The organism is Paenibacillus daejeonensis DSM 15491, from assembly GCF_000378385.1.
GTDB classification, from domain to species: Bacteria; Bacillota; Bacilli; order Paenibacillales; family Paenibacillaceae; genus Paenibacillus_D; species Paenibacillus_D daejeonensis.
The window spans coordinates 753,100-779,305 of sequence record NZ_KB899660.1 but is presented as its reverse complement, the minus strand read 5'-3'; the positions used below and the strand labels follow the sequence as shown (position 1 = coordinate 779,305).

Below are 26,206 nucleotides of genomic sequence, written 5' to 3'. Positions count from 1 at the left end.
GAGAGACTACAGGAGGGAATTACCATGGGCAAGTACACTTGGGTAGAGAAGGACACATGCATTGCTTGCGGTGCGTGCGGGGCTACGGCACCGGACATCTATGATTACGACGATGAGGGACTGGCCGAGGTTATCTATTCTAACGATGGCAACCGCGGGGTAACAGAGATTCCCGAGGACTTGTTTGATGATTTGCAGGATGCTTCTGACGGATGTCCGACAGATTCGATTAAGATCGCGGACGAGCCATTTAATATGTAACTATAGATTGAACATTCACCTGCTTCCGCCTGGAGGCAGGTTTTTTTCGTTTCACTATATTGCCAATATATGAAAGTGTGAACTAGAATAGATTTAAAGAGGCTGTTAGAAATCGAATTTATAGACAGAAACAGACTTTATTTTACATAGTTAGCAGGGGGGAACGTATGTCAGTTAAGAAAGGGATGAAGGCGGCCGCTGCAGGCATCTTGATCGCCTTGTTCTGGTCGCTGCTAGCGGGTCTTGGGTCAGGCGGTATGCTGAATTTTGTCGAATCGCCGCTGCGTGACCTGATGCGCGCCAAGAGCGATGCCGAGCGGCAGCCGCATCCGAACATCAAGATTATCAAGGTCGATGATTACTCACTCGAGCGAATCGGTCAATTCCCTTGGGATCGCAGCGTCTATGCGGAGTTGATTACAGAACTCGCCGAAGCTGGAGCTGAAGCGATATTCCTGGATATCGTGCTTGCCGAACCGGGGCAAAACCCCGATGCGGACGCGGCAATGGCAGAAGTGATGCAGAGCTATCCCAACGTTTACTTGCCGGTGGTCTTCCAGTTGGTAGAGCGCCAAGAGACGAAGGGGCAGCTGGATGTGCGCTCTGTTCTGTATCCTGCCTCGACCATAGAGGCGCCAAGGGATCAGGCTGCCCATATCAATGTCATGCCCGACAAGGATAACACGGTTCGGATGTTGACGATCGGTCTGGAAGACCAGGAGGCTGCAATGGTCCCGGCCATGAGTGTAGTCCTTGCCAATTATCTCCTGGATGAGCAGCTGCAGATCCGATATGATGCCAAGCAAGAGACATGGTATCGGGGCGAGCAGGCAATTCCGCTTAACAGCAAGAGTCAGGTGACCATTGACTTCTTCACCAAACCACGCGAGCAGGCCAGCGCGGATACCGGATATGATTCACAATCCTTCTTCGATGTGTGGTCGGGAGCCATTCCCGCTGAATATTACGAAGGCGAAGTGGTCCTGATCGGTCCCTATACAACTGGTCTCCAAGATGAATACTATACGCCGCTCAGTCGCACGACTACGATGTTTGGAGTAGAGATTCATGCCAATATGGTCCAGTCGCTTGTAACCGGTGCCTTTTATTTTGATACGGGCAAGCCAGTGACGTATGCTCTTATTTTCGGACTGACGCTGCTGGGTCTGCTGCTGTTCGAACGGTTTCCCGGACGCACGTCCCTTTATATTTATTGCGGGCTAGTGATTTCTTACGCCGCAGCCTGGCTGATCGTTTACCAGTTTTTCTCTCATTTTATTTCGTTTACCTATCCATTTTTAGCTTTGACCACAGCAGTAGGCTGGGCCGTCGTCTCCCACTATATGGAGGAACGCAAGGAGCGCAGCCGGGTCACGACGATCTTCGGCAGGTTCGTGCCCCGCAGTGTGGTAGATGAAATGCTCGCTTCCGGGCAGGAGGTTAAATTGGGAGGCCAGCGCCGCGACATCAGTGTCATCTTTGTAGACATCCGTGGCTTTACGTCAATGTCCGAGCGCCTGCAGCCGGAGGAGGTCATCGTTGTCCTCAATGAATACCTGGATTTGTGCACCAAAGCGGTATTCAACTGGCAGGGCACGCTCGACAAATTTATTGGAGATGGCGTAATGGCCATTTTCGGAGCCCCCGTAGACCTGCCTGATCATGCCTCGCATGCGGTACGTGCGGCGCTGGAGATGAAGCAGCAATCGGATCTGCTGGAACAGCGATGTCTGGAGAAATACGGCATTGGCGTCAAGTTCGGCATCGGAATCCATTGTGGACCAGCCGTTGTTGGCAATATTGGCTCCGAGATGCTCAGACTCGATTATACGGCCATAGGGGATACCGTTAACTTGTCAGCCCGACTAGAATCCAATGCCAAGCCAGGTCAGATTCTAATCAGCAGCGACCTCTATGATCGCTTGGAGGGCCGGTTTGTGACAGAGGACATGGGCCAGATCAAAGTCAAAGGCAAGGAACAGCCGGTACAGGTCTACGCAGTGCTGGGAGAAGCAGCGCAGGCTTGAAGAGATGGAGACAGAAGAGAGGAGAAAGGTGAATGAGAAGAGCATCTTACGGGCTGCGCTTGCTGTTGGCTATCGTTCTGGTGGCCGGACCGCTCAGCTTCCTGTTTGCTCCTGACGAGGCATTGGCCCAAATTAAAAGGGTTGCGCTCGTTAAGGATTTGAAAGGTACAGTCAATGTGAAGAAATCAGGCGGCTCCAAAGCGTTTGCGGCATTCAAAAACATGACGCTCAATGAAGGCGATACCGTTACGACAAGCAAGGGTGCCAGAGTGGTGTTGGAATTGTCCAGCAGTAAAGCTGAACGCGATTCAGTAACCATTGGCGAGAATTCTCAGGTGACATTTACCAAGCTGAAGGATGACAAGGGCACCAAAACCAAAATGAATATTTGGGCAGGCTCTCTCTGGGTGAAGGTCAAGTCGATCACCAATGCAAGTGATCAGTTTGAGCTGGAAACGCCAACTGCAATTATGGGTGTGCGGGGGACGCATTTCCTTGTCGTTGTGGAACCGAAGACAGGAATAACGACTCTGGCGTCACTCTCCGGTATCGTTACCGGCAAGCATACGTCCAAACAAAGTGATAGTGCAGTCTATCCTTCACAGCAGATTGTATTGCTTCCTGATGAGGAGCCCGGGGAGTTGGTTACTGTTGTTAACTTTCAAGAGCTCATCTCTCAACTGGGCAAGGACATTATAGAAGAAATCATCCGGTCGGCCGATGACATTCGTCGGGAGAATGACCTGATGATCGAGCGGATCAAGCAGCAGTTGCCCAACGGCACGCCACTTCCAGCATTTCTGGAAAGCGCAGATGATATAGATCGGGTAGCAGGCAATTTGGACCGGCTTGTCGGCAATCTTCTCAAAGAGGCCATCGATCAGAACAAGATGTCCAAAGAAGAAGCCATAAAGCTTGTGGGCGAGGTGAACCCCGGTCTCCCGACCAAAAATAAAATTAATCTGGATGACCCGGCTGATCACAAGAAAACGACGAAAGAGCTGGAGAAAGAAAAAAAGGTACAGGAAAAGAAAAAACAGGCGGAAGAAAAAATAAACAAAGAGAAGGCCAAACAACAAGAGGATCGAGATAAGCAAAGTGAATTGATCAAGAAGCTTGAAGAGAAAAAGAAGCTCCAGGAAGAGGCCAATCAACGGGCACTGGAGGAAGCTAAAAAGAAGGCAGAGGACGCCTATAAGGCCAAACTGAGCGAGTTGGAGCGGCAAAAGTTCGAGCAGGAGAAGAAAAAACGGCAAGAGGAGCTAGCAGATAATCAAACGCAGCCCCAGCCAACCTCTCCTGTCACACCGCCGAATCCTCCAGCGGCTGCCCAGCCTACTGCTCGACTGGTGCTTGACCCCGCTCATAATGGCAGTGTCCAGGGGACGGCATTTACTGTGAATCTGGAGCTGAACGGCTTCACAGGATCACGGGCGATCTACGCATTGCAAGTCCGTCTCGCGTACGATGATGAGGCGATCCGTATTCATGAGCAAGCACTGCAAGGCGCGAACGGCCTGACGTATCGTACGGGTGGCGGGTTGTTCCGGATTAATCCCGGCAATAGCAGCAGTTCCGCTTACGATAGTGTCGATGAGTATAACCGCTTTGACAATGGTTTCTTTTATTCGCTTATGAAGTATAGGGGTCAATCGGCAGTTATCGGAAGTCCGACAACCCTAGTCAAGTTGCCGTTCCTGGTCGGATCGGCAACCGGTCAAGAGACCATCCGGATTGCAGAGTTCATTGCTGTGGATGCAGCAGGCAATCCAATCACAGGCATTCAGATTTCGAATTTGACGGTAACTCTGCCGTCTCCATAAATCTCTTGCTAAGGAGCCGCCAATGAAGATGAGTAAACGGAATGTGAAAGCATGGCTGCCTATAGTGTTGGCAGCTTCGCTGATGGTCCTGCCCCCGACACCGGGCGCAGCCGCAGCGGGAGAGCAAAAAGATGTGCTGCTCGACCAATTGGCCTTGTATGAACTGCATACATGGGCAGGAAGCGGTGAGCTTGGCTTGGTGAATGGAACCAATCAGTCGGCTTCATTTCGCCAGCCTACCCGTCTGGTAGCTACTGGAGAGGGGACGATTCTCGTAGCCGATAGCGGCAATCAACGGATTCGTCAGATTACCTCCACCTCCACATCAACGTATGCCGGGCTTGATCTGGGAGAAGATGAGTTTGGCGATTTAATCGGAGCCTGGAATGATGGCGATCGGGCAACGGCCGCCTTTGATCATCCGGCAGGTATTACATTGACCCGGACTGGGATGATTGTGACGGCAGATGCGGGCAACCATGCGGTTCGCAGTCTCAATGCTCAAGGACAGGTCAGCACAATCGCTGGAGATGGGGTCATGGGACTCGTGGACGGTGAGGGAGCGGCTGCAAGGTTCAATGGACCGATGGATGTTGCCGTGACGAACAGTGGCGTGATTTATGTGGCGGATACACTTAATCATGTCATCCGCAAAATCGAGCAGGGCCGTGTCACGACGCTAACGGCACCTTCTGAACGTGCCGTCGAATACTTCCCAGGTGCAGTGGAGCCCGCAGGTGATTATGCAGATGGCAAGCTGGCTGCGGCCAAGTTCAATGAGCCTAGCGGTCTGGTTCTGGACGGCAAGGGCAACCTGTATGTGAGCGATACGGGCAATCAACTGATTCGCTATATTGACTTTGCTGCAGGGACTGTATCTACCGTGGCTGGAGGCAAGGCGACGTACGAATCTGGCGAAGCCTATGCCGAAGGAGGCTATGCAGACGGCCAGGCTTCCACCGCTCGCTTCCATGCGCCGCGTGGACTGTCCCTTACTCCGGAAGGGGGGCTGTTAATTGCCGATTCCTTGAACCATGCGATTCGTTACCTCAAAGACGGCAAGGTGCACACAATCGCTGGCACTCCCGAAGATACAGGCAAAGCGGATGGCTTGGCCGGCTATGCGGGCCTCAATACACCAACTGACATAGTGGCTATGGGCAACGGGAGATACGCGATTGCAGATTCCGCTAACAACCGCATTCGGATTTTGCAGCCCTATCAGCTGCCTGCAGACGTGACCGCTGATGGGCAGATTAAGCTGCTGTACCACAGCGAGCGAGTAGCGACTGATGCGGAACCGGTGATTCGCAGCGGCACGACCTTTGTACCCGTCCGAATCATTGCTGAGCGACTGGACTATGACGTGGTTTTCGACAAGTCAACCGGCCAAGTAACCGTGTCACGCGGGGAGTTGTCTTACCGGCTTCATGCCGGAACGAACTTAATCCAGCGGGGAGAGGGTTCACAACGGACAACCATCACGCTTCAGGCTGCGCCTTTCATTCAGGATGACCGACTCTATCTACCGGTCCGTTTTTTTGCGGAAGAGATGGGTCTTGATGTTCAATGGTTGCCATCGGTTCGTTCGGTTTTGCTTCGCGAACGGATCAGCGGGTAAGATAATCTTTCCTAAATGACCGCCCGGGACTACACCGGGCGGTTTTTGCTGCCGATATAATAGCTGAGAAGGCGGGATTGAAGGGGGCAGCATCTTGAGCCAGCGAGAAGAACAAATTCATCTGAAGCATTATGTGAAGCAGCATCCGGATAACCGGATGGCCTGGTATCTGCTCGGCAAGGAGTATACACGCCTCGGGAAGACGGCCAAGGCCAACTATTGCTTTATCCAGGCTGGTGATGTCTATGAAGCCTTTGAAGATAAGCAGCATCCACTGGTTCAGCAGCAGCAGGAAGCCATTGCTCAATGGATCCGCAGACGCAAGCGAAGAACCATTGTCCGTCGCCTCGTAGCAACGATCATCGTACTGCTAGGCTTGACGGTATTGGCACCCGCCAAAGAGGAGTTGGCTGCGCCGGAGGCCACGATGGCAGAGGAGGAGCTTGCCGGGTCTGGCTGGACGGTGGCATTTGTTAAAGAAGGGGATCGGGACACGATGAGCGGGCTGCTCGCGGGATTGCTGTATGGCAGCGGCCAGCCGCAAAGCCGAGCCATCGCGGTATCGCTGGAAGAACGGGACGAGTATCGGCTCTGGCAGGGCAAACGCAGAATTCTTATGTCGGCTGAACGTTCATCCTCCGGAGGCGAGCTGGATGTGAAGCTGCACGATGCCGCCGCGTGCCGGTGCGAGCCAGCCAGTTCTGCAGAAGCGGAGCAGGAGCTTATGAACTGGAGCCAGAGGCAGGAAGAGCGGTGGACGCTGGCCAGCGCGATTCATCATTACCGGGAATCGACAGGGAAATGGCCCAGCTCGCTTGACGAGCTGGTCAGGCCTTATCCAGCCAATATGATCTCTGGAGAGACGCCTGGCATGCGCCGTATGTTTGATGGACTCCTGCAGGAGATGCAAACCTCAGCTGCAACGGACAAGGACCAGGCGGCAAACAATCAGTCCAGTCCTGTGCAGGGACGCTGGCTGCAGGCGCTGCAGCTCCCAGAGCAGCCGCTAAGAATTGTAGTCGATACGGAGCAGTACCGCCTGGCAGTAATTAGTGGAGATGTCATCGTCAGAAGTTATGCTATTGGATTAGGCGGGGATAAGACGCCTACCGGGAGCTTTACGATCACGGAGAAAGTAAAAAATCCGAACGGCCGGGATAATGGCGAGTTCGGAAGCAGAGGCATGACGTTATCCAATACGCTGTATGCCATTCATGGCACAGACGAGCCAAGCAGCATAGGCAAAGATCTCTCGCTCGGCTGTGTGCGCATGGGTAAAGCAGATGTAGAGGAGTTGTACGACCTCGTGCCGATCGGAACGACCGTTACCATTCAGCGCGGAGGTCTGCCTGGCGGACCGGTTCAGGGAGGCGAGCGTTTCGAGCTGACGCCCCGGCAGGATGAGACCAACCCCGGCAAAGTATACCGGTGGCTGGGTTGATTCTACCCCGTCACGATGATGAGGATGGAGACGACGACGATAATTCCGGCAAGCACGGAGCCCGTTATAATCAATGCTTTTTTGTTGCCTTCGTCTTTGGGCTTGTTTGGCATGACAGGCGGTCTGCGTTTAGCGCTCATAAACCCATAAACACCACCTTTTCTGAATAATGGACGACTATAAAAGCCTATACTGCTAGTGTAATCGTTTTCGCTATGCGGTGCAATGACTTCACGGGTTCGCCTTGGAATACACGGCATCTGACTCTTTTCTTTTAGGATGGAAAAGGCTAAACTTAAGTGATCGAGTTGCCTTAGGCAAGAGAAACGGAGTGAACGAACGTGTTGTATTCGAAGATGGCCAAACCGGCGCTGTTCCGCATGGATCCCGAGAAAGCTCATCACCTGGTGATTGACGGGCTTCAGACCGCAGGAAAAGTGCCGGGTATGCTGCCCCTGTTAAAATCAATGTATGGCGTTGAATCAATCCCAGAGCTGGCTTCCGAGGTATTCGGTCTCCAATTTCCGCTACCTGTAGGTCTTGCTGCGGGGCTGGACAAAAACGCCAAAGCGGTTGATGGCTTCTCCAGCATTGGATTTGGGTTCGCCGAGGTAGGGACCGTTACCCCTAAACCGCAGGCGGGCAATGAGTTGCCGCGGTTGTTCAGGCTGCCGCCCGATGAAGCGCTCATCAACCGGATGGGATTTAATAATGACGGCACAGAAGCTATGCGTCAAAGCCTGGCCAGCCGCCGGGTGCAGTCGATCCCGATTGCTGTTAATATCGGCAAGAACAAAGTTACACCTAACGAGCAAGCCCATGAAGATTACATAGCATGTATCCGGGCGCTGTATGAATACGGCGATTTCTTCGTCGTAAACATCAGCTCTCCCAATACACCGGATTTGCGTGCGCTGCAGCATGGCGACGAGCTCAAGCAACTGCTTGGTGCCGTGCGCGGCGAGATGGATGCGCAAGGGGCGGCACGCGGCCAGGCCGCCAAACCGGTACTGGTGAAGATTGCTCCGGATATGACAGCCGAGCAGTTGGAATATACAGTGGATACGATTCATCAGAGCGGCGTTTCGGGTATTATTGCTACAAATACAACACTTGGCCGTGAGGGATTGAAGCATCCGCATGCCACAGAAGCAGGCGGCCTGAGCGGACGACCTGTGAGAGAGCTATCGACACAGGTCATTCGCAGCGTCTACAGCCAGACTGGCGGACGGCTGCCGATCATCGGCTCCGGGGGCATTTTCGATGCTGGGGACGCATACGATAAGATTTGCGCAGGCGCCTCATTGGTAGAGATATACACGGCACTGATCTATAAGGGGCCCGAGGTGCTCCGAGAGCTGAACAGGGGGCTGCTGGAGCGGCTCCGCCGCGACGGCTTCAACCGGTTATCCGAGGCGGTCGGCTCCGGGCATCGGTAAGCTGAAATGGAGGTAACGGCATGGATGGAAGGGATTGGGATTTATTCTTGCTCCCTTATGAGCAAGCAATCGAAGAGCTGAAGGTCAAATTTAAGACATTACGGAGCGAGCTCAAAGTCCGGGAGTCTTATGCTCCGATTGAATTCGTGACCGGGAGGGTCAAGCGAATCTCCAGCATCCTGGAGAAGGCCAAGCGGCTCGGCGTCCCGATGGATCGCATTGATTCCGGCATTGAAGACATCGCTGGCATTCGAATCATGTGCCAGTTTGTTGAAGATATCCAGCGGGTGGCAGGCATCATTCGCCAACGCCAGGACCTGATTTTGGTTTACGAGAAGGATTATGTGACGAATTACAAGGATAGCGGCTACCGCAGCTTCCACATGATTGTGGAGTATCCGGTACAAACTGCTCTTGGCTTCAAGCGCGTGTTGGCCGAAATCCAGATCCGGACGCTGGCTATGAATTTTTGGGCCACTATCGAACATTCCTTGAACTATAAATATAAAGAGAGTTTGCCTCCACATGTACGAGAGCGTCTCAAAAAAGCAGCGGAGGCTGCCTCACTGCTCGACGGAGAGATGTCCAGCATTCGGGCGGAAATTCTGGATGCGCAGCGCGGCTTCGAAGACCGTTCGAATATCGTATCCAAAGTATTAAGCGACATCCAGGATCTCTATTTCTATACTCGTGTGAGGGAGGCCGCCCAGTTCCAGTTGAAGTTCAATGAACTGTGGGACAGAGAGGATGTCTGGGGGCTGAAGGAGCTGTCGGTTGAAGTGCAGGCAGCCATTATGCGAGCTAAGAAGAACAGCCAATCCTAGCTCCTAGCTCTTAGCTCTGTAGAGCCTGGACAACGAACCCCCCGGGCTGGGCCCGGGGGGTTCGTCTGCTCAGTAGTTGAGAATCAGCCTTTATACTTGTTGAAGAAATCGGCGTACTGCTGCTCGGTAAAGCCAGTGCTGCCATCAATGGTGACGCCGCCTTCCATCTTGTCTACCAGCGCACCGTTCTCATAATAGGCGAGAGTGGGCGTGAATTGAATGCCCATCTTCTGGAAGTAGTCGTCGAACTCTCTCAAGTTAAACTGTGGAAGATCGACACCAACATCCTCAGCGATAGGCATCAGAATCGGGGTAGTCTGCTTGCAGAAGCTGCAGTCGGAAGCGAAATAATACACAAACGTGCCATCGCCGCTCTCAATCTTGCTTTCCAGTTCACCTGGCAGAATAATGTTTTGGTAGTTGGGATCGTCCAGAATGGCGCGGGTTTCGCGGTTCAGCTCAGATACCGGCTTGTTGTAAACTTCATTCACATTTGATTTGTTAAGTACAAAGATCCCGGCAAACAAAATAATGATTATGCCTAAAAAGATGCCCATTTTCTTCATAGCTTTACTTCCTACCTCCATACGAGAATTTAATTGGATAGACACCTTGAAGTTGTCCACTTACTTTAAGTTATTATACACCATGTAGTGTACTTTGGGTAAGTCATCGGACAGAAATCGTTGCAAATCTGTGAACCCGGGAGGAAATGCCATGCAGACAACGCTGCCCCCATTATTTGCCGTGCAAATGAAGAATCTATTGGGCGATGAATTCGTGGCCTTTATGGCGTCCTACGAAGAGGAACGCTGGTACGGATTACGAGTGAACGGACTCAAAATACAGGCCAATGCTTTTCTTGCTCTGGCGCCGATCGGTGACCAGTTAGTCCCCATCCCCTGGAGCCGAGACGGCTATTACTATCCAGAGAATGAGCGCCCGGGCAAGCATCCATTCTATCATGCCGGACTCTATTACATTCAGGAACCAAGCGCGATGGCACCGGTGGAACTGCTGGATGTGCAGCCCGGCCATCGGGTGCTGGATCTGTGCGCTGCTCCGGGTGGCAAATCAACGCAGATTGCCGCCTGTCTGCAGGGGCAGGGACTGCTGGTAGCCAATGATAATGCAGGTGAGCGTGCCAAGACACTGGCCAAAAACATTGAACGAGCCGGTGTCCGTAATGCGATTGTGCTGCAGGAAGAGCCGGGCTCGCTCGTCAAGGCATTCCCACGCTACTTCGACCGCATTCTGGTTGACGCGCCATGCTCCGGGGAAGGAATGTTTCGGAAGGAGCCTGCCATGATGGCCTATTGGGGCAAGCACGCCGCTGCGCGTTATGCCGCCATGCAGGACGAAATCCTCCGCCAGGCGGCAGCCATGCTGGCCCCCGGGGGGAGGCTTGTCTATTCGACCTGCACGTTTACCCCGGAAGAGAATGAAGATCGCGTCGCATCGCTGCTCCATGATCATCCTGAGCTGGCTGTGCTGCCGATCGAGGCCGATCATGGGTGGCAGCCGGGCTATGCGAAGACCGTATCAAGCCGCCCGGATGCGCGGCTGGAGGGAACGATACGCCTTTGGCCGCATCACCTGCGGGGAGAGGGGCATTATGCAGCCGTGCTGGTCAATACCTTAACCGAAGCATCCGCACAGCCGCTCCGTGGGAACGAGGCGTCTGCTCCCCGAGGTGAAGTGCTCCGGACAGGCCAACAAGCCAGCCGACGTGCGCGCAGAGGGGAGTCGCTGGCAGTTGCTGCTAGCGATCCGAGGCGGGGCCGCCCGGGGCGCAGAACGGAAGAGCGTAGGGGAAGGAAAGAGGAAGCTCGTCCAGACGCCGAATCGTTATGGACGGCTTTTGCCGGGGAGCACTTGCTGCTGGAGCAGCCGCTAGCCGGGAAGCTGATTGCATATGGGGCACGTCTGTATCTGCAGCCGGAGGGCCTGCCCGCGCTGGATGGCCTGCGTGTGGTTCGAGCAGGCTGGTATCTTGGCGAGGCGGGCAAGCATCGCTTCGAGCCGTCGCAGGCGCTGGCGATGGGTCTTCACAGGGAAGAGGCTGCCCGTGTGGTCAATTTGGGTGCTGCGGATGAGGCAGTGTGGCGTTATTTGCGGGGTGAAACGCTGGAAATTGCGGAGCAGGACATACAGACACCTGCATCTGATCAACCAGCTGGCGTTCGCAAAGGCTATACCCTTGTCTGTGTTGAAGGCTATCCGATCGGATGGGGAAAATGGCAGGCTGGCGTCCTGAAAAACGAACTCTCGCCAGGCTGGCGGGTCATCTAAACGAAACATCTAACCGACAGGGTCGAAGGGGGAATAATCATGGCCAAGCCGATTCGCCTGGACAAGCTGCTATCCCATATGGGATACGGCTCCCGGAGCGAAATAAAAAAAGCAGTGAAGCAAGGCAAAGTGACAGTAAACGACCGGCTCGTCAAGGATAGCGGCTTGAATGTAGATCCTGAGAACGACGAGGTGTATTGGCAGGACACCCGCGTCATGTACCGGGACGTGATTTACTTTATGATGCACAAGCCGCAGGGAGTTATCTCGGCCACGGAGGATACACGCGAGCGGACGGTCATCGACCTGCTCCAGCCGGAGGATCGTCTGCTGAAGCCATTTCCGGTCGGCCGTCTGGACAAAGATACGGAAGGGCTGCTGCTGCTCACCAATGACGGGCAGTTGGCCCATGAGCTGTTGTCGCCCCGCAAGCATGTCGACAAGACCTATGAAGCCATTGTGGCCGGCAAGGTGAGCGAAGAAGACCGCGATCTCTTCGAAAGAGGCGTGCAATTGGATGATGGTTACGTAACGATGCCGGCAGTGCTGCATATCGATCATGTGGAGGAGCAGAGCGACGGTTCATTCACCTCGCGGATTACACTGACCATCCGTGAAGGCAAGTTCCACCAGGTGAAGCGGATGTTCGAAGCGGTCGGCAAGCGTGTTACCTATTTGCGCCGCATAACGATGGGCACGCTGGAGCTGGATCCTGGCCTGCCTCTTGGCAGGTATCGCGAGCTGACGGAGCAAGAGCTCGTTTCACTTCAAGATCATGCCGCCAGTGTCAAGGCGAAGAAAACGCAGACATAACATGAAGAAGCCGTCCCTGACAGCCATGTCTGGCCTGGGACGGCTTTTTGTATACATCCTGTCGAGCTTAGCAAAGGAAACTGCAGGATATGATGACCAGCAGAATGAAAAGCACCAGAATTGCGCCAGTCGAAGTGTACGCTCCTCCAACAACACCGGACATACTAATTCCTCCCTGTAAACGAATTCCGGATGAAGCTGCCTGCGGAAGGGCATCTCTCATCTTCCGGTACACCACAGTATATGGCGGAAGGCATCAGCGGATTGGACGTCTGTCACGGCCTTGCTTAAATAGGCGATGGCCGTGCAGTCGGCCACTTGGCATAGATTACACGCTCCATGAATATCCATAGATAACTGCATGTCCTGAGTTTGATAACGCAGCAAATGGAGGAGATTGATATGCCGACGGGAACCAAGGGGATTGCGATTACCGGTATTGGACTTGCCCTGCCCGAGCACCAGCTCGAGCAACACGAAACGTCAGCCAGACTGGCAGAAGCGCTCGCCGGTCAACCGGACGCAGCGCGTTGGGCCAGACGAGTCTTCCGCCAGAATGGAGTAGAAACGCGTTACACCTGCGAGCCCAACCTGCTGGCTGAGCCGGCGCAGTGCAGATATTTTCCGACAACTGACAAGGCGGCACCTGCTCCGACGACGTCCGAGCGGATGCGCATATACAAACGTGAATCTGTGCCGCTTGCGCTTACCGCTGCCAGGACTGCGCTTCTGGAGAGCGGCTCGTTACCATCCGAGATTACCCATCTCATCACTGTCAGCTGTACAGGACAATTCCTGCCAGGGCTCGATGCAGAGCTGACCTGGCAGCTCGGACTGAAGCCTGCTGTACAGCGGTTGCCACTGCAGTTTCTGGGATGCGGCGCAGGGCTGAAAGCGATCGGTCTTGCAAGGCAAATTACAGCCTCACAACCAGGGGCCCGTGCGCTTGTTGTCTGCGTGGAGCTCTGCACCTTGCATATCCAGCCGTCAGGCCAGCGGGAAGCGCTCTATGGGGCGTCCTTTTTCGGAGATGGAGCCTCCGCCTGTGTCATCACCGAAGCGGTGGGACAGGGCGGTGTCGGTCACTTCCTGCTGGACGAGCCGTACAGTACGCTGCTGCCTGACAGTGCTGACCAGATGGCATGGGAGCTTGGCGATCACGGCTTCGATCTGTATCTGTCACCAGAAGTGCCCCGACTCATTGCCAGACATATTCCGGGCGAGTTGGATCGTATGCTCGGTGGCAAACTCCCGGACTGGTGGGCGGTACATCCTGGCGGCAAAGGAATCGTCGATGCGGTGCAGCAGACCTTTCATCTGCAGGACGAGCAGGTTGCCCCCAGCCGTAACGTATTGCGGCGTTATGGCAATCTGTCCTCCGCTACGATTCTGTTTGTGCTGGAGGAATTGCGGAGGACACTCAACGACTCGACCTCAGCCGAGCAGCAAAGTGGGTTGGCCGTCGCATTTGGTCCGGGCCTGACCTTCGAGATGCTGCGCATGAGCTATGTCCCGCAGGCAGCAACCTTGCATGCTGTAGACGAGCAGGCAGGTGTTGTCCGTGCTTAAAACGCTATCCCGAAGGGCTGATCGGCCGGAGCTGATGGATGACGCACAGGCTGGGGGTCCGGAGCTAAGCCACGCCCTCAGCCAGCTGCGGGTACTTAACCGGCTATTCCATGCATCCGGTCCAACCGTATATGGCGTCGAACAGCTCTGGCAGGCTGCGGGGAAGCCCCGCAGCCTGCGTGTGTTGGATGTGGGGTGTGGCTCCGGCGATGTGAACCGTTCTCTGTTACGCTGGGCGGACAAACGGCAGATTCAGATCACGATTCGGCTCGTCGATGCCGGTGCCGAGGCCTGTGAGGCGGCACGGGTGCTGCATCGGGCAGAGCAGAGAATTACTGTCGTCCAAGCGGATTTGTTCCGTCTGAGCGATCTTGGCGAGTCTGCCGATATCGTCACGGCGACGCAGTTGCTGCATCATTTCCACGGCGAGCAGCTGCTGTCGGCCGTTCGCGCGCTGACAAGCGTAGCCAAGCTGGGCGTGGTCATTAATGACATCCACCGCCATTGGGCCGCCTGGGTAGCGGTGTGGGGCGCATCCCGGCTGTTGCCCGGGAACCGGTATATCCGGCATGATGGTCCGTTGTCGGTGGCCAAGGGATTCCGCGCGGCAGATTGGGAGAAGCTCGCGGCCGACCTGCCAGCTACGCAGCTCAAGTACAGCTGGCGACCCTTGTTCCGTTACGCTGCTGTAATTTCAAGAGGCGGCAAGGGAGGTGTAGGAAATGGATGAGACGGATGTAGCAATTATAGGTGCCGGAATCGCGGGGAGCGCTGCTGCAATTGCCCTTGCCCGACGAGGTTGGCAGACCGTACTGATTGACCGCCAGCAATTCCCGCGCCACAAGGTATGCGGCGAGTTCCTCTCGCCGGAATCGCTTGCCATGCTGGAGGAGCTGACGCTGCTGGATGAGATTCTTGATCAGACGCCTGCCCGGATCCGGCAGGCTTCCCTTGCGTTGCATGGCCAGCGCGAGCTTCAGCTTGCCCTGCCCGGAACGGCCTTGGGGATCAGCCGGTTTTTCCTGGACTCTGCGCTACATCGGCGCGCGGCAGATCATGGAGCATTGATCCGGACGGGGGTGACGGCAAGCGAGGTTCGTCAGGAGGGGAGTAGGTATGTTGTGGAGCTGCTGGGCGCAGCCAAGAGCAGGATTTACGCCCGAGCCGTCATCGTAGCCAGTGGCGCTTATGCCAGATCCGGTCTGCCTGGTACATCTGTCAGAGGCGAGGCCACTAAACGGGACAGGAAACGTTATTTCGGTATCAAATCGCACTTGAAGGGAATGGCGACAGGTGAGACGGTCGAGCTGTACTTCTGGAAAGGCGGTTATGTCGGAATCTCCCCTGTGGAAGGCGGAGTGATGAACGCTGCGGGTCTGCTCGTGCATGGTGAGCAAGCTGGGGCCAAAGGGGTGCTGGAGTTGCTGGAGCATGCCAGTCGAAGCAACCGACAGCTGCAGCGACGGCTCGAAGGCGCTGAGCCGATACCTGGCACGCAAGCAGCCGTGTCCCCGGTGCTGCTTGGCAAGCGCTCGTCCGTCTGGGACGGCGTGGCGCTGGCGGGGGACGCGGCTTCCGTCATTCCGCCGCTCTGCGGAGATGGCATGTCGATGGCACTGCGTTCGGCTGCCTTGTGTGCGGAGCAGGCGGATGCGTATTTGGCAGGCCGGATTGATCTGCTGGATTGGCAGCGCGCCTATAGCTCAGCCATTCGTCAGCAGCTCGCGCGTCCCCAGCGCTGGGGCAGAATCCTGCAGTGGAGCCTGAGCCAGTCAGCGCTCACCCCTTTCTTTAGACAGGCAGCACTGGCGGCTCCCTTTCTTGCCCATCGCTTGGTTACTGCCACTAGGCTTGCCCCGATGCCTGTTGGCAGCGGGTCCAGCGGGTAAATCGGATGGGCGCCACATGGCTCAGCGGGTGGTTCAGCCGGCATGCCTTGCTGGTTATCGGGGGCTGGCTGTTCTTGTTGATCGTACTGGCTCCGTGGGCCCCCAAGCTGGGGGAAGTACTGCAGGACCATGGACTGGCCGTTGACGGGGAGCACAGCAAGGTACAGCAGCTATTAGAGCAGGCGTATGGGATGCCAGCCAATCCCGTCATCGTGCTCTTCGAAGGGCAGCCGTCCGTTGCCGCTCCCGTCATGGAGGCCTATCTGCAGCGAACGATGGACTGGCTCAGGCTGCATGGCGACCTGGACCTGCTTGTGTCGCCGCTGGAGCAGCCAGGCATGCGGGAAGGCAACACGGCTTATGCGCTGATTACCTTTCAAGCCCCCACTCATAGGTGGGGGCCCAAGATTGACACGGTAAGGGCATATTTGCCGGAGCAGCCGGGAATAACGGTCCGTCTGACGGGACAGCCTGTCATCCAGGCAGAGGTAAATGAGGCCAGCCACCGCGATTTTCGGCAGGCCGAGCTCATCGGAGTGCCGATTGCCTTTTTGTTTTTGCTGCTCGCTTTTGGCGGTTTCGCCGCTGCGGCTATCCCTATCGTGTGTGGTTTAGTGACGGTTAGCACGGCGATGGGTATCATGTACTGGATCGGAACAGAGGTCGTATTATCTTCGTTTGTGCTGAATGTGATTCCTATGGTGGGGCTTGCGCTTAGTCTGGATTTTGCCTTGATGCTGGTCAGCCGCTATCGTGAAGAATTGGCCACAGCAGACCCAACGGACGCGCTTTCCCTTACGATGGCAACTGCTGGCCGGGCCGTTTTCTTTGCGGCGGGAGCGGTTGCCCTTGGGTTGCTCGGAACGTTATGGATCCCGCTGCCGATGTTCCGCTCTGTGGCGCTGGCATCACTTGTCGTGCTGAGCCTCAGTTTCTTGATCGCATGGTCCCTTGTGCCTGCACTCTTATCCCTCTTGACTCCCGCTCTGCGGACGAAGTCGGGCCATCAACGGCGCGCGGCCCTCTGGCATGGCTGGTCTGCCGCATTGATGAAGCGTCCTGTACTGGCTGCTGTTGGTTCAGGAGCGTTACTGCTGCTCTGCTGTTTGCCGCTTATGCGGATACAGTTAACTATCCCGGATGCGGCTTCGCTGCCGCTCTCTTCGGAGGCAAGGCAGGCTCATGAACGATTGGAGGCGCGGTTTGGCCATCCGTCGCAGTCCACACTGTATGCTGTTCTCTCGGGGACTGATAACCTGCCCCTGGCAGCCAAGATGGAAGCCGCCACTTTGCTTGTCAAGCAAATGGGCAGCGACCCGCTCGTCATGGAGGCGGCAGGGTTGCCGCCGGTTGCAGGGGGACCGGCAGTTGTACGGCTCCAGCTTAACGGTGAGCCGGGATCGTCTGGAGTAGACGAATGGCTGAGGCAGTGGGATGCGCATGAGCAGCTGGTATCAGGAAAGCTAATACTGGGTGGCGAGGCGAAATACCGGCAGGAAGTCCAGCAGCTCATTTATGACAATCTCGGCAAAGTGGCATTAAGCATTGCGATATCCAACCTGGTCATGCTGCTCCTTGCCTTCCGTTCTGTCATTATCGCGGTAAAGACGCTGCTCATGAACATTCTGAGTCTGGGGGCCTCATTTGGGCTCTTGGCCTGGATTTTTCGGGATGGCCTGCTGGGCGTGATGCCCGGACCGATCGCCATTATGATTCCGGTCTTTATTTTTGGCTTGGCGTTTAGCATCAGCATGGACTACGCCGTCTTTCTGGTCTCGCGTATTTATGAAACCTACCGCAGCACAGGTAATAACGAGGCCGCCGTCATCTTGGGACTGGCCCGCACAGGACGAGTGATTACATGCGCGGCAGCTATCATTATAGCCGTAACCTTGCCTTTTGCCTGGGGGGAAGTGGCTGGGGTACAGCAGCTCGGCGTTGGAATCGCCCTGGCGATTTTTATAGATGCCACATTAATCCGATTTCTCCTGATGCCGGCACTGATGAAGCTGCTCGGCAAGTGGAACTGGTGGGCCCCTGGCCTGCGCCGCTAGAGCATCTTGCTGCATTCGCCATCCTTGCTTCTTATGATAGAATAAGAGGTATTAATGGGTGAGGATGATCAGAGGATGCTCTATTATTTTGCCGCTCTGCTAGCGACTGCGGCTGTGGTCTGGTTCGTCCAGCCCCGGCGCGCCGCTAATCGCTGGGCAGGCTTGTTTTTGACCAGTGCTGCAATTGGGGGAACGACGGATTGGTTGAGCGATAGTGGATGGGTTCTGGTAGCGGGTGTCATCCAGTATCTGAATCTCACCTTGACTCCCTATACGGTGCTGGTTTTTGCCCTGGTCTATTGCGAACGGCTTCGTACCCCTGCCCAGCGGACGGCTGGCAAGCTGATACCGCTGCTGCCGGTTGTCGGTATGGCCGGGTGGACCACCTTCGCACCAGCATTTCAAATGAACTATACGCTGTTGGCGGTGTGGGCCGGCGCGTACTATGCTGTGGCCTGTTATTTACTCATTGGTGCCTGGGTGCGCGAGACGGACCGGCATATTCGGCGCGGCCGGGGCATAACTGCCCTAATCATGACACCTACGCTGCTGGCGGTTTTTGGCCTTATTTACGTTGGACTTGCGATTGATCCGGCGTTTGCTTTTTTTGGTTACGTGTCCATTTTCGTGACGTATTCGCTTGGCATTGCACTGCTGTTTTCCTTTGTATACAGTGTATTGGGGGTCCGAGTCCGTGTCGAGAGCGACCCACTCGAACCGGCGTTGCAGGCTGCCAGCTCGGGAGCCTCGATGCTCAATCATACGATTAAAAACGAGCTTGGCAAGATTGCGATCAGTACCGCCAACCTGCGCCGGGAACTGAAAGAGCACGAAGCTGCGGAGGACCATCTGCGGATCATCGCCGCCAGTTCTGAGCATATGCTGGCCATGGTTTCGCGCATCCACGGTCAGATGAAGGAGCTTACGCTCCGGCTAGAGCCATGCTCGCCCGCTCACATCATAGATGAGGTTATTCTCGCTCACAGGGAACGGCTTGCAGCAGCAGACATCCGGATCGTCCAATCGGTTGATGCCGAGGTTCTCGTCCTGACGGATCCTGTACATTTGCGAGAGGCCTGCGGCAATATCGTCTCCAACAGTATGGAAGCTATGCCGGATGGCGGGGAGCTGCGGATTGCTGTGGAGATTGGCCGGAGGCAGGTGCGGATTCGTTTCACAGACACGGGAATCGGGCTTGCTCCAGCTCAGGCGGCGCGAGTCTTTGAGCCCTTCTACAGCACAAAGGGAAGCAACGATAATTACGGGTTGGGATTGTCTTATGTCTATCGCGTGATGGCCAAAAGTGGCGGCAGCGTGCAGCTTGCCAGCGAGCCCGGCAGAGGGACGACTGTTACGCTGTCGTTTCCGCGGACACGTACTCGAGAGGAGGAAGCATCATGACGGACAAGCCTCATATCCGTGTACTGATGGTGGAGGATGATGCGGATTGGATCAAGTCGGTCACTGCGTTTCTTAACCATGAGGCCGATCTGCTTGTCGTCGGGGCGGCAACTTCCGAGGAAGAGGCTGTACGAATGGCCAAAAGCCTTGAGTTTGATGTCGTGCTGATGGATATCCAACTGACGCCGAGTGGGCGTGAGGGCATCTACATAGCGATGCAAATCCATGATATTCGTCCCGTTCCGATTATTATGCTTAGTTCGCTGAGCGACAGCAGTACCATTATGCAGTCTTTTACGGCTGGAGCCGTCAATTATCTGGATAAGTCCAGATTTGCGGAGCTGCCGCAGACGATTCGGCATGCCTACCACCAGACCTCGGCGATGGAGCCCCTGCTCCAGGAATTTGCCAGACTGAAGCGGGAAGAACAATTACAAGCGCTAACGCCCGCCGAACGGGAAGTCTATGAGTTGATTGAGCAGGGGTATACCCAATCGCAGATCGAGAAGAAGCTGTTCAAGGCGGAAAGTACGCTAAAAAACCAGGTGAATAAAATGTTAAAAAAACTCGGCGTGAAAAGCAGTAAAGAGGCGGTAGAGCGCGTCAAGCACCGCGGCCTGTTCCGTAAACCGCCTGATTAACAAACCATTAACTCATACCTATGTACGATGGAAGGTACTACATTACGTAGTACCTTTATTTGCGTTGTCCCATAAAAGTTGGTTCTGCCGCAATCTCTCTGGCGCAAGTAAACTGGAGACAAAGGAGGGAGCGGAATGAGCTTGCGAAACCAACATCAGAAAAGACCCATTACGCTACTAATCGATGGGGAATGTATTCTCTGTCACCACGTGACACGATTTGTGATTCGCAGAGATCCGGCCCGCCGCTTCCGGTTTGCCGCCTTGCAATCAGATGTTGGTAAACGGCTGCTAGCGAGAATCGGATTGCCGGAAACCGATCAGGATACCTTCGTTATGATTGAAGGGAACAGCAGCTATGTCCGCTCGACGGCTGCGCTTCGGACACTGCGTGAGATTGGCGGAATCTGGCGGCTTTGCTATATGGGCATGCTTGTCCCTGTACAGATCCGTGACTGGATCTACCGCTGGATCGCTGAAAACCGGTACCGCTTTTTCGGACGTCGCACGCTGTGTGCCTTGCCGGATCCGTGCCAGACCAGCCGCTTGATAGAGTGGGGGGCTGCAGATGAACAAGCGTGAGCCTATCTTTGTCCAATTAGACATGAGAACAGACCTCGATACCTTATGGGAGCATACACAGGTACCACGCCTGCACGAGCAATGGGATTTGCGATTTAGCGAAATCCGCTATCTTCCCCGCAGCTCAGAGGAAGAGCCGCAACATTTCGCTTATCGGACGCGCATTGGCTTTGGGCTGGACATCGCAGGTACTGGGGCAACCCGGTCAGCTCAGACCACAGGGGGAGATCGTGTCTCCACGCTGGAGTTCGGCTCTGAGCAGCCCATTTCCCTGATCTGCAGAGGCTCCGGGTATTGGCGCTATCATCAGCATCCGGGAGAAGACTGCATCTCGTTCTCCACCCGTTTTGATTATGAGACGCGGTTTGGCAAGCTGGGTTATTGGCTGGACCGAGTGCTATTCCGGCCATTGTTCGGCTGGGCTACGGCATGGAGCTTTGATGTATTGCGGATCTGGATCGAGCAACGGATTCCACCATCCATCACGATTCGGGATGCTGTTGCCCATTATGTATTGGTGCTGCTTGTTGGCCTATTGTGGTGTTATCAGGGGCTGATGCCCAAACTGCTCTATCCGGATTCAGGCGAGCTTGCCTTGCTCACTGGCACGGGATGGGCAACCGGCTATGAACGTCAATTGCTGAATGCGCTGGGGTGGGCTCAGGTGATCTGGGGGCTGCTGGTGGTGCTCCTGCACCGCAAGCGCTGGGTGTATATCGTTTCGGCTCTGGCAATTATGGGCTTGACGTTTCCAGCAATTTGGACCCAGCCGGAGCTGCTCCAGCAGCCGTTCCAGCCGCTGACGACCGGTCTGGCCATGCTGGGTTGCTGTCTGGCGGCATCGCGCGCATTGGACCGGCTGCCGCATGCAGGCCGCTGCAAGCGTCAGGCGGACAAGGGCAAGAGAGGAGGGGGCGATTCCGATGCAATCCATCTATCAACAAGCGCTGGGGGCTGATTTTGATCGTCTTCATCCCCGAATCCGCGACAGGTTTGGTTTCAAGAGCAGCAGCGGCATCGCGTGTATCGGTCAAGGAGAAATGGATGAAATCTGGTTTCATCGGGCAGCGTCCATCCCGCTTGCCTTGGGGGCACGTCGTCATCTGATGTTTCCGCAGCGTGGCGTGTCTATCCCGTTCACCGTCCATAATTATGCCTACAAGGATCAATATGGACGAGAGACGGTCAGTTGGGTTCGCAAATTCCGGTTTCCAGGGCGCATCCGCCAGTTTGACGCGACGATGGTATATAGTGAAGGCCGGCAGCGAATCGTCGATTATCTGGGCAATCGGCAGCATCTGGCGGTTGACTTGGAGCTGGCCGCGGATTCGCGAGGCGGTATCTGCATTCGTTCCGGAGAACAACGTTTCTATGAAGGGCCGTTACAGTTTCGTTGGCCAGCTTGGTTAACTGGCTCGGCAGAGGTGTGCGAATGGTTTGACGAAGAGATCGATCGATTCCGTATTGAAGTCAAGGTTACAAGCCCGCTGCTCGGTCCGGTTTTCCGCTACAGTGGATCATTCGTGGAACGCTTCATCTCTTGTTCGGCTTCATCTATCCCGCTGGAGATTCGTCCCTTGCGCGAAGAGTGCCGGGAATAGCCCTTCTGTTGCCGTTCAAAAGACATCCTTTGCTAAATTGGCTCACTTGATATATAATCAAATGAGAATCATTCTAATTAAGGGTGTCCAGAACGACAATGGAGGTGTTGGTTATGATACCTGTAGCGGAAGAACTGGGTAAGATCAACCATCAGCTAAAGATGAAAGGCTACAAATTGACTCCGCAGCGGGAAGTTACCGTTCGCGTGCTGCTGGAGAATGAAAAGGACCATCTAAGTGCTGAGGACGTATATATGCTAGTTAAACAAAAGTTTCCCGAAATCGGTCTTGCCACCGTATATCGGACACTGGAGATGCTGACGGAGCTGCAAATCGTCGAAAAAGTTAATTTTGGCGATGGTGTCGCTCGTTTCGATCTGCGTCATAATGATCATGCGCATATGCATCATCATCTGATCTGCCGGGATTGTGGTGCGGTGAAGGAAATTAAAGATGATTGGCTCCAGAGCATTGAAGAACGGGTGGAGCGAGAGTTTGGATTTGTAGTAAGTGATCACCGCCTGGATTTCACTGGCGTGTTCAACACCTGCACCAAAACGAACAAATCGGAATGCCGCAAAAAACGCAAAGCAGTCTAATTAGTCCGAGAGAACCGCTGAGATTCAGCGGTTTTTTTCTATATGGATGAGTGGCTTGTGGTGCTAAAGACAAAAGTACAATTAATTATAGCCTCAGTGATAAGAATCCGCCTCGTAAGGTCAAAAGTGCAGTTAATATCGCTGGATTATCCATATATTTCAATAAACAAGCGTATTAGTTGTATTTTTGTCTTTACCTTCAACCTATCGGTGTTATTGTTGGTTTTTAAGTGTATTTTTGTCGTTAGAGAACAGACGTCGAAGGTACAACCCTCCTCACAAACCAGTTTTCCAACTCGCTGACAATTGCAATTGACGCCTCACCAGCACTCCGGTACTCCAGGTAGCACTTGTGCGGGTTAACGAAAGGTCATCTCTATCAGCCCTCGCCGAGAGTACTCCCACTTCTTCAAGTGGTGAGGTGAATCGGCGACTTCCTGTTTGAGCCCAACAAAAGGCTTTTGTTTTTCCCGTTGTAGTGGTATACTGAACGGGAACGTATATTCCCATTTTGGTGAAGAGGTGAACGCATGTCCGATCCCCTGTTCATGTATCGAACCTATCACGTGTGGATTAAGCCAGGGCATCGGTTGTTTGCCTACCTGGATGAAGCTTGTCAGTGCGCCAAGAACTTGTATAACATGGCAAATTTTTATCTCCGGCAAGTGTTCACGGCAAAGGGACAGCAGACCGGAGGACAACCGCTGCAGCAACTCGTCATGGCTACCCTCTCCGCGCATCTGGATGCGATGAACGAACGACGACGTGCAAGTAATCGTTCCCGTCCCTTTGTGCTGCCCACGCCCGAGCAGCCCTTTCTCTCCTATGCGTTCCTGGATGCCTTGTTCAAAGTGATGGAACAGCCGGATTATCGCTCGCTTGCTGCCCAGAGCAGTCAAGGGATCTTGAAGTTGGTCTTCCAGAACTGGGCCTCCTTTTTCGCGAGTATGAAGGATTACCGCAAGCATCCTGAGAAGTATACCGGCAAGCCGAACCTTCCAGGCTACGCGCGCGGCCAGGTGAAGGACGTGGTGTTCTCCAATCAAGACTGTGTCATCAAAAAGGGTCGATATCTCAAGCTTCCCCGAACCAAGCTGCAACTGAACATTGGCAAATTGGGCGCTGCGGATGGCAAGTTAATGCAGGTGCGCGTGCTTCCTCGTCACGGACACTACCTTGTTGAACTTGTCTTCGCTTGTCCGCAGAGACAGCAGGCATCCGAGATGGAATTACGGCTAAACGTGAGGCCTGCTGATGCATACATGGCGATTGATCTGGGCGTGAATAATCTTGCAACCATCGTCACGACAACCGGCGCGCAGCCGTTGATCGTGAAGGGCGGGATGGCCAAAGCGACCAATCAATATTACAACAAGATGAAAGCCTACTATACCGGCATTCTTCGCCAAGGCAAGGCGCCGCAGGAAGGCCTGCATACGTCCAAGCGATTGGAACGCTTGCACAGAAAGCGATATTGCCGCATCAAGGACCTGTTTCACAAGACCAGTTACCACATCGTCAAGCTGGCTGAGAAACAAGGGATTGGCACCCTCATCATCGGTCAAAACAAGGGATGGAAGCAAGCTTCCGGTATGGGGCGACAAACCAATCAGACGTTCTGCCACCTCCCGCATCGACAGCTCATCTCGATGATTCAGTACAAGGCCGAAGAGAAAGGAATGACGGTGATCCTGACGGAAGAAGCCTACACATCGAAAGCGAGTTTTCTGGATCAAGATCCTTTGCCGCGGTTCGATGAGCCACCGCCCGCAGCCTTCTCCGGCAAGCGGATCCATCGCGGGTTGTATGCGAGTCTGGCCGGTCTGATCAACGCCGATGTGAACGGAGCTGCCAACATTATGCGCAAAGTATTCCCAAACGTGACGGCCAAACACACGAATGGGGTAGAGGGGTTGGATGGTAACCAGACCGTCAACGTGTCAACTCCCCGGAGGTTAAGCATCCTGCGAACGTCAGGTTGAGACCTCCGAAACCCACACTTCAGCCGAAGCGACCGCTTTGGCAAGTGGTGGGAATATTCATGCTACAATCATGGAAACTATTTCTAATATGAGCTAAGGAGAAGATGACATGATTCACTACAAGGACGACAAAGCACAGCGGGCAGAGGATGTTGCTGAGGTGTTCCGGACTTCGGGCATGAAGCGGCCATACGAAGATGTGGAGCGGATCGGGCGTATGCTTGAACACTGCGATGTACTGATTACGGCTTGGGATGGAGATAAAATGGTGGGGGTAGCGAGAGCGATCACCGATTACTCCTATTGCTGCTATTTATCTGATCTCGCTGTGGATCAAGCCTATCAGAAGCAGGGAATCGGCAAAGCGTTAGTTGCCCGGGTCCAGCAGGCAATTGGAGAAGAATGCTCACTAGTCCTCTTGTCGTCTCCTGGGGCGGTATCCTATTATCCGCAGCTCGGCTTTGAGAAATCGGAACGAGCCTACGTTGTCAGCAGGGGACGCTAATGCCTTTTACATTCGCCCACCCGCTCTATGCTTTGCCAGCCAAGCTTGTTTTGAGGCGTTTAAGCCTGACAGGGCTTGTGTTAGGCAGCATGTCTCCCGATTTTGAATACTTCCTCGCCCTTGAGCCCTATGCGACCATTGGCCATACCTGGCGGGGGTTCTGGTTGCAAGCTTTGCCGCTTAGTATCTTGCTGGGACTGCTGTTTCATCAGCTGGTGAAACGGGAGCTTGCCAGACACTTGCCTGCTTGGCAAGACTTGGACAGGCGCGCGGTACAGCTTGCAGCCCGTGGACAGCCCCACGGGAAACAATACCTATGGATGCCTTTTCATTTCGTTGCTGCTTTGCTAATTGGTTTCGGCTCTCATCTACTTGTAGACGCCTTTACCCATCAGGGAGGCTATTTTGTGGTCCGATACGCGTGGCTTCAGCATCGTGTTGTCATGGATTACCCGTTGTTCAAGCTGCTGCAGCACAGCCTATCGCTACTGGGGCTAATCGTGCTCGGACTCCTCTGTATGCGTATTCTACGACAGACTAAGCCCCTGCATAGCAAGGCGAGAGTGCCTGCAAGGGACAAACTCCATTTTGGGCTAATTGTCACAGCTGTTACAGTCACAACTGTCCTGATGAAGCTATTTCTCAGCGAGAGTAACAATTACTTAGGTATGACTATCGTTTCGTCGATCTCAGGCACGCTCTTCGGTATAACCGCAGCAAGCCTATGGTCCATGATCCGCTACTTCTCGACAAAAAAATAAATGCCCCATGTGATCCAAACTTCTGAGTACGGCGTGTTACTAGGCAGAACGGGCAACACACCTTATATCAGGAGAGTGAGA

Annotated in this window: 25 protein-coding genes; 22 read left to right on the top strand and 3 right to left on the bottom strand. The window is 54.5% G+C overall.

What is annotated here, in order from left to right; all coding sequences use genetic code 11:
* Positions 1-24: 24 nt before the first annotated feature.
* The 5 genes from F556_RS0110550 (at position 25) to F556_RS0110530 (ending at position 7,173) form a co-directional block, all read left to right on the top strand.
* Complete coding sequence (locus F556_RS0110550) at positions 25-261, top strand: ferredoxin (RefSeq protein WP_020616914.1); 237 nt, start codon at positions 25-27, stop codon at positions 259-261.
* 167 nt (positions 262-428) lie between these two features.
* Positions 429-2,288 carry an adenylate/guanylate cyclase domain-containing protein gene (locus F556_RS0110545; protein ID WP_020616913.1) on the top strand — a complete coding sequence of 620 codons (1,860 nt, stop codon included), beginning with the start codon at positions 429-431 and terminating at the stop codon, positions 2,286-2,288.
* A gap of 32 nt (positions 2,289-2,320) precedes the next feature.
* Positions 2,321-4,111: a FecR family protein gene (locus tag F556_RS0110540; protein ID WP_020616912.1), complete on the top strand. Its 1,791-nt coding sequence runs from the start codon at positions 2,321-2,323 to the stop codon at positions 4,109-4,111.
* Positions 4,112-4,139: 28 nt separating this feature from the next.
* Positions 4,140-5,732, top strand: coding sequence for a stalk domain-containing protein (locus F556_RS33685; RefSeq protein ID WP_063824369.1), 1,593 nt, complete (start codon positions 4,140-4,142; stop codon positions 5,730-5,732).
* A 94-nt stretch (positions 5,733-5,826) separates the two neighbouring features.
* A complete protein-coding gene (locus F556_RS0110530; RefSeq protein WP_020616910.1) occupies positions 5,827-7,173 on the top strand; it encodes a L,D-transpeptidase in 1,347 nt (448 codons plus the stop codon).
* A 2-nt stretch (positions 7,174-7,175) separates the two neighbouring features.
* Here F556_RS0110530 and F556_RS38335 read toward each other — a convergent pair whose 3' ends face one another.
* Positions 7,176-7,313 carry a hypothetical protein gene (locus F556_RS38335; RefSeq protein ID WP_020616909.1) on the bottom strand — a complete coding sequence of 46 codons (138 nt, stop codon included), beginning with the start codon at positions 7,311-7,313 and terminating at the stop codon, positions 7,176-7,178.
* A 201-nt stretch (positions 7,314-7,514) separates the two neighbouring features.
* On the opposite strand from F556_RS38335, the gene F556_RS0110520 reads away from it, so the two are divergent.
* Together F556_RS0110520 and yjbM are read left to right on the top strand one after the other, a co-directional pair.
* The gene (locus tag F556_RS0110520; RefSeq protein ID WP_020616908.1) at positions 7,515-8,612 is read left to right on the top strand and encodes a quinone-dependent dihydroorotate dehydrogenase; all 1,098 of its coding nucleotides are present in this window, start codon (positions 7,515-7,517) and stop codon (positions 8,610-8,612) included.
* A 20-nt stretch (positions 8,613-8,632) separates the two neighbouring features.
* Complete coding sequence (yjbM, locus tag F556_RS0110515; RefSeq protein WP_020616907.1) at positions 8,633-9,436, top strand: GTP diphosphokinase; 804 nt, start codon at positions 8,633-8,635, stop codon at positions 9,434-9,436.
* Positions 9,437-9,519: 83 nt separating this feature from the next.
* On the opposite strand, the gene F556_RS0110510 is transcribed toward yjbM, so the two are convergent.
* Positions 9,520-10,002, bottom strand: coding sequence for a thioredoxin family protein (locus F556_RS0110510; RefSeq protein WP_020616906.1), 483 nt, complete (start codon positions 10,000-10,002; stop codon positions 9,520-9,522).
* A gap of 151 nt (positions 10,003-10,153) precedes the next feature.
* Here F556_RS0110510 and F556_RS0110505 point away from each other — a divergent pair, with 151 nt between their 5' ends.
* Both F556_RS0110505 and F556_RS0110500 read left to right on the top strand, forming a co-directional pair.
* Complete coding sequence (locus F556_RS0110505; protein ID WP_020616905.1) at positions 10,154-11,728, top strand: RsmB/NOP family class I SAM-dependent RNA methyltransferase; 1,575 nt, start codon at positions 10,154-10,156, stop codon at positions 11,726-11,728.
* Between the two features lie 39 nt (positions 11,729-11,767).
* Positions 11,768-12,541: a pseudouridine synthase gene (locus F556_RS0110500; protein ID WP_020616904.1), complete on the top strand. Its 774-nt coding sequence runs from the start codon at positions 11,768-11,770 to the stop codon at positions 12,539-12,541.
* A gap of 67 nt (positions 12,542-12,608) precedes the next feature.
* Here F556_RS0110500 and F556_RS38750 read toward each other — a convergent pair whose 3' ends face one another.
* Positions 12,609-12,704, bottom strand: a complete 96-nt coding sequence (locus F556_RS38750; RefSeq protein WP_245583040.1) for a YjcZ family sporulation protein — start codon at positions 12,702-12,704, stop codon at positions 12,609-12,611.
* Between the two features lie 239 nt (positions 12,705-12,943).
* On the opposite strand from F556_RS38750, the gene F556_RS0110495 reads away from it, so the two are divergent.
* From F556_RS0110495 to F556_RS0110435, 13 genes are all read left to right on the top strand, one after another.
* Complete coding sequence (locus tag F556_RS0110495) at positions 12,944-14,110, top strand: type III polyketide synthase (protein ID WP_020616903.1); 1,167 nt, start codon at positions 12,944-12,946, stop codon at positions 14,108-14,110.
* The gene (locus F556_RS0110490; RefSeq protein ID WP_020616902.1) at positions 14,097-14,840 is read left to right on the top strand and encodes a methyltransferase domain-containing protein; all 744 of its coding nucleotides are present in this window, start codon (positions 14,097-14,099) and stop codon (positions 14,838-14,840) included. The genes F556_RS0110495 and F556_RS0110490 overlap by 14 nt, the downstream gene beginning before the upstream one ends.
* The gene (locus F556_RS0110485; protein WP_020616901.1) at positions 14,833-15,999 is read left to right on the top strand and encodes an NAD(P)/FAD-dependent oxidoreductase; all 1,167 of its coding nucleotides are present in this window, start codon (positions 14,833-14,835) and stop codon (positions 15,997-15,999) included. The genes F556_RS0110490 and F556_RS0110485 overlap by 8 nt, the downstream gene beginning before the upstream one ends.
* 5 nt (positions 16,000-16,004) lie before the next feature.
* Positions 16,005-18,053 (top strand): MMPL family transporter, encoded by a 2,049-nt coding sequence (locus tag F556_RS0110480; RefSeq protein WP_020616900.1) that lies wholly within the window; start codon positions 16,005-16,007, stop codon positions 18,051-18,053.
* A gap of 54 nt (positions 18,054-18,107) precedes the next feature.
* Positions 18,108-19,454, top strand: a complete 1,347-nt coding sequence (locus F556_RS0110475) for a sensor histidine kinase (protein WP_020616899.1) — start codon at positions 18,108-18,110, stop codon at positions 19,452-19,454.
* The gene (locus tag F556_RS0110470; RefSeq protein WP_020616898.1) at positions 19,451-20,095 is read left to right on the top strand and encodes a response regulator; all 645 of its coding nucleotides are present in this window, start codon (positions 19,451-19,453) and stop codon (positions 20,093-20,095) included. The genes F556_RS0110475 and F556_RS0110470 overlap by 4 nt, the downstream gene beginning before the upstream one ends.
* A 135-nt stretch (positions 20,096-20,230) precedes the next feature.
* On the top strand, positions 20,231-20,677 hold the full coding sequence (locus F556_RS0110465; RefSeq protein ID WP_020616897.1) for a thiol-disulfide oxidoreductase DCC family protein: 447 nt from the start codon (positions 20,231-20,233) through the stop codon (positions 20,675-20,677).
* Positions 20,664-21,635: a DoxX-like family protein gene (locus tag F556_RS0110460; RefSeq protein ID WP_020616896.1), complete on the top strand. Its 972-nt coding sequence runs from the start codon at positions 20,664-20,666 to the stop codon at positions 21,633-21,635. Before F556_RS0110465 ends, F556_RS0110460 begins: the two co-directional genes overlap by 14 nt.
* Entirely contained in the window at positions 21,601-22,278 is a 678-nt protein-coding gene (locus F556_RS0110455) for a DUF4166 domain-containing protein (RefSeq protein ID WP_020616895.1), read from the top strand. The genes F556_RS0110460 and F556_RS0110455 overlap by 35 nt, the downstream gene beginning before the upstream one ends.
* 113 nt (positions 22,279-22,391) lie before the next feature.
* Positions 22,392-22,877, top strand: a complete 486-nt coding sequence (gene fur, locus F556_RS0110450) for a ferric iron uptake transcriptional regulator (protein WP_020616894.1) — start codon at positions 22,392-22,394, stop codon at positions 22,875-22,877.
* Between the two features lie 530 nt (positions 22,878-23,407).
* On the top strand, positions 23,408-24,859 hold the full coding sequence (locus F556_RS0110445) for an RNA-guided endonuclease InsQ/TnpB family protein (protein WP_020616893.1): 1,452 nt from the start codon (positions 23,408-23,410) through the stop codon (positions 24,857-24,859).
* Positions 24,860-24,968: 109 nt separating this feature from the next.
* Complete coding sequence (locus F556_RS0110440; RefSeq protein ID WP_020616892.1) at positions 24,969-25,364, top strand: GNAT family N-acetyltransferase; 396 nt, start codon at positions 24,969-24,971, stop codon at positions 25,362-25,364.
* Positions 25,364-26,125 (top strand): DUF4184 family protein, encoded by a 762-nt coding sequence (locus F556_RS0110435; RefSeq protein ID WP_020616891.1) that lies wholly within the window; start codon positions 25,364-25,366, stop codon positions 26,123-26,125. The genes F556_RS0110440 and F556_RS0110435 overlap by 1 nt, the downstream gene beginning before the upstream one ends.
* Positions 26,126-26,206: the final 81 nt, after the last annotated feature.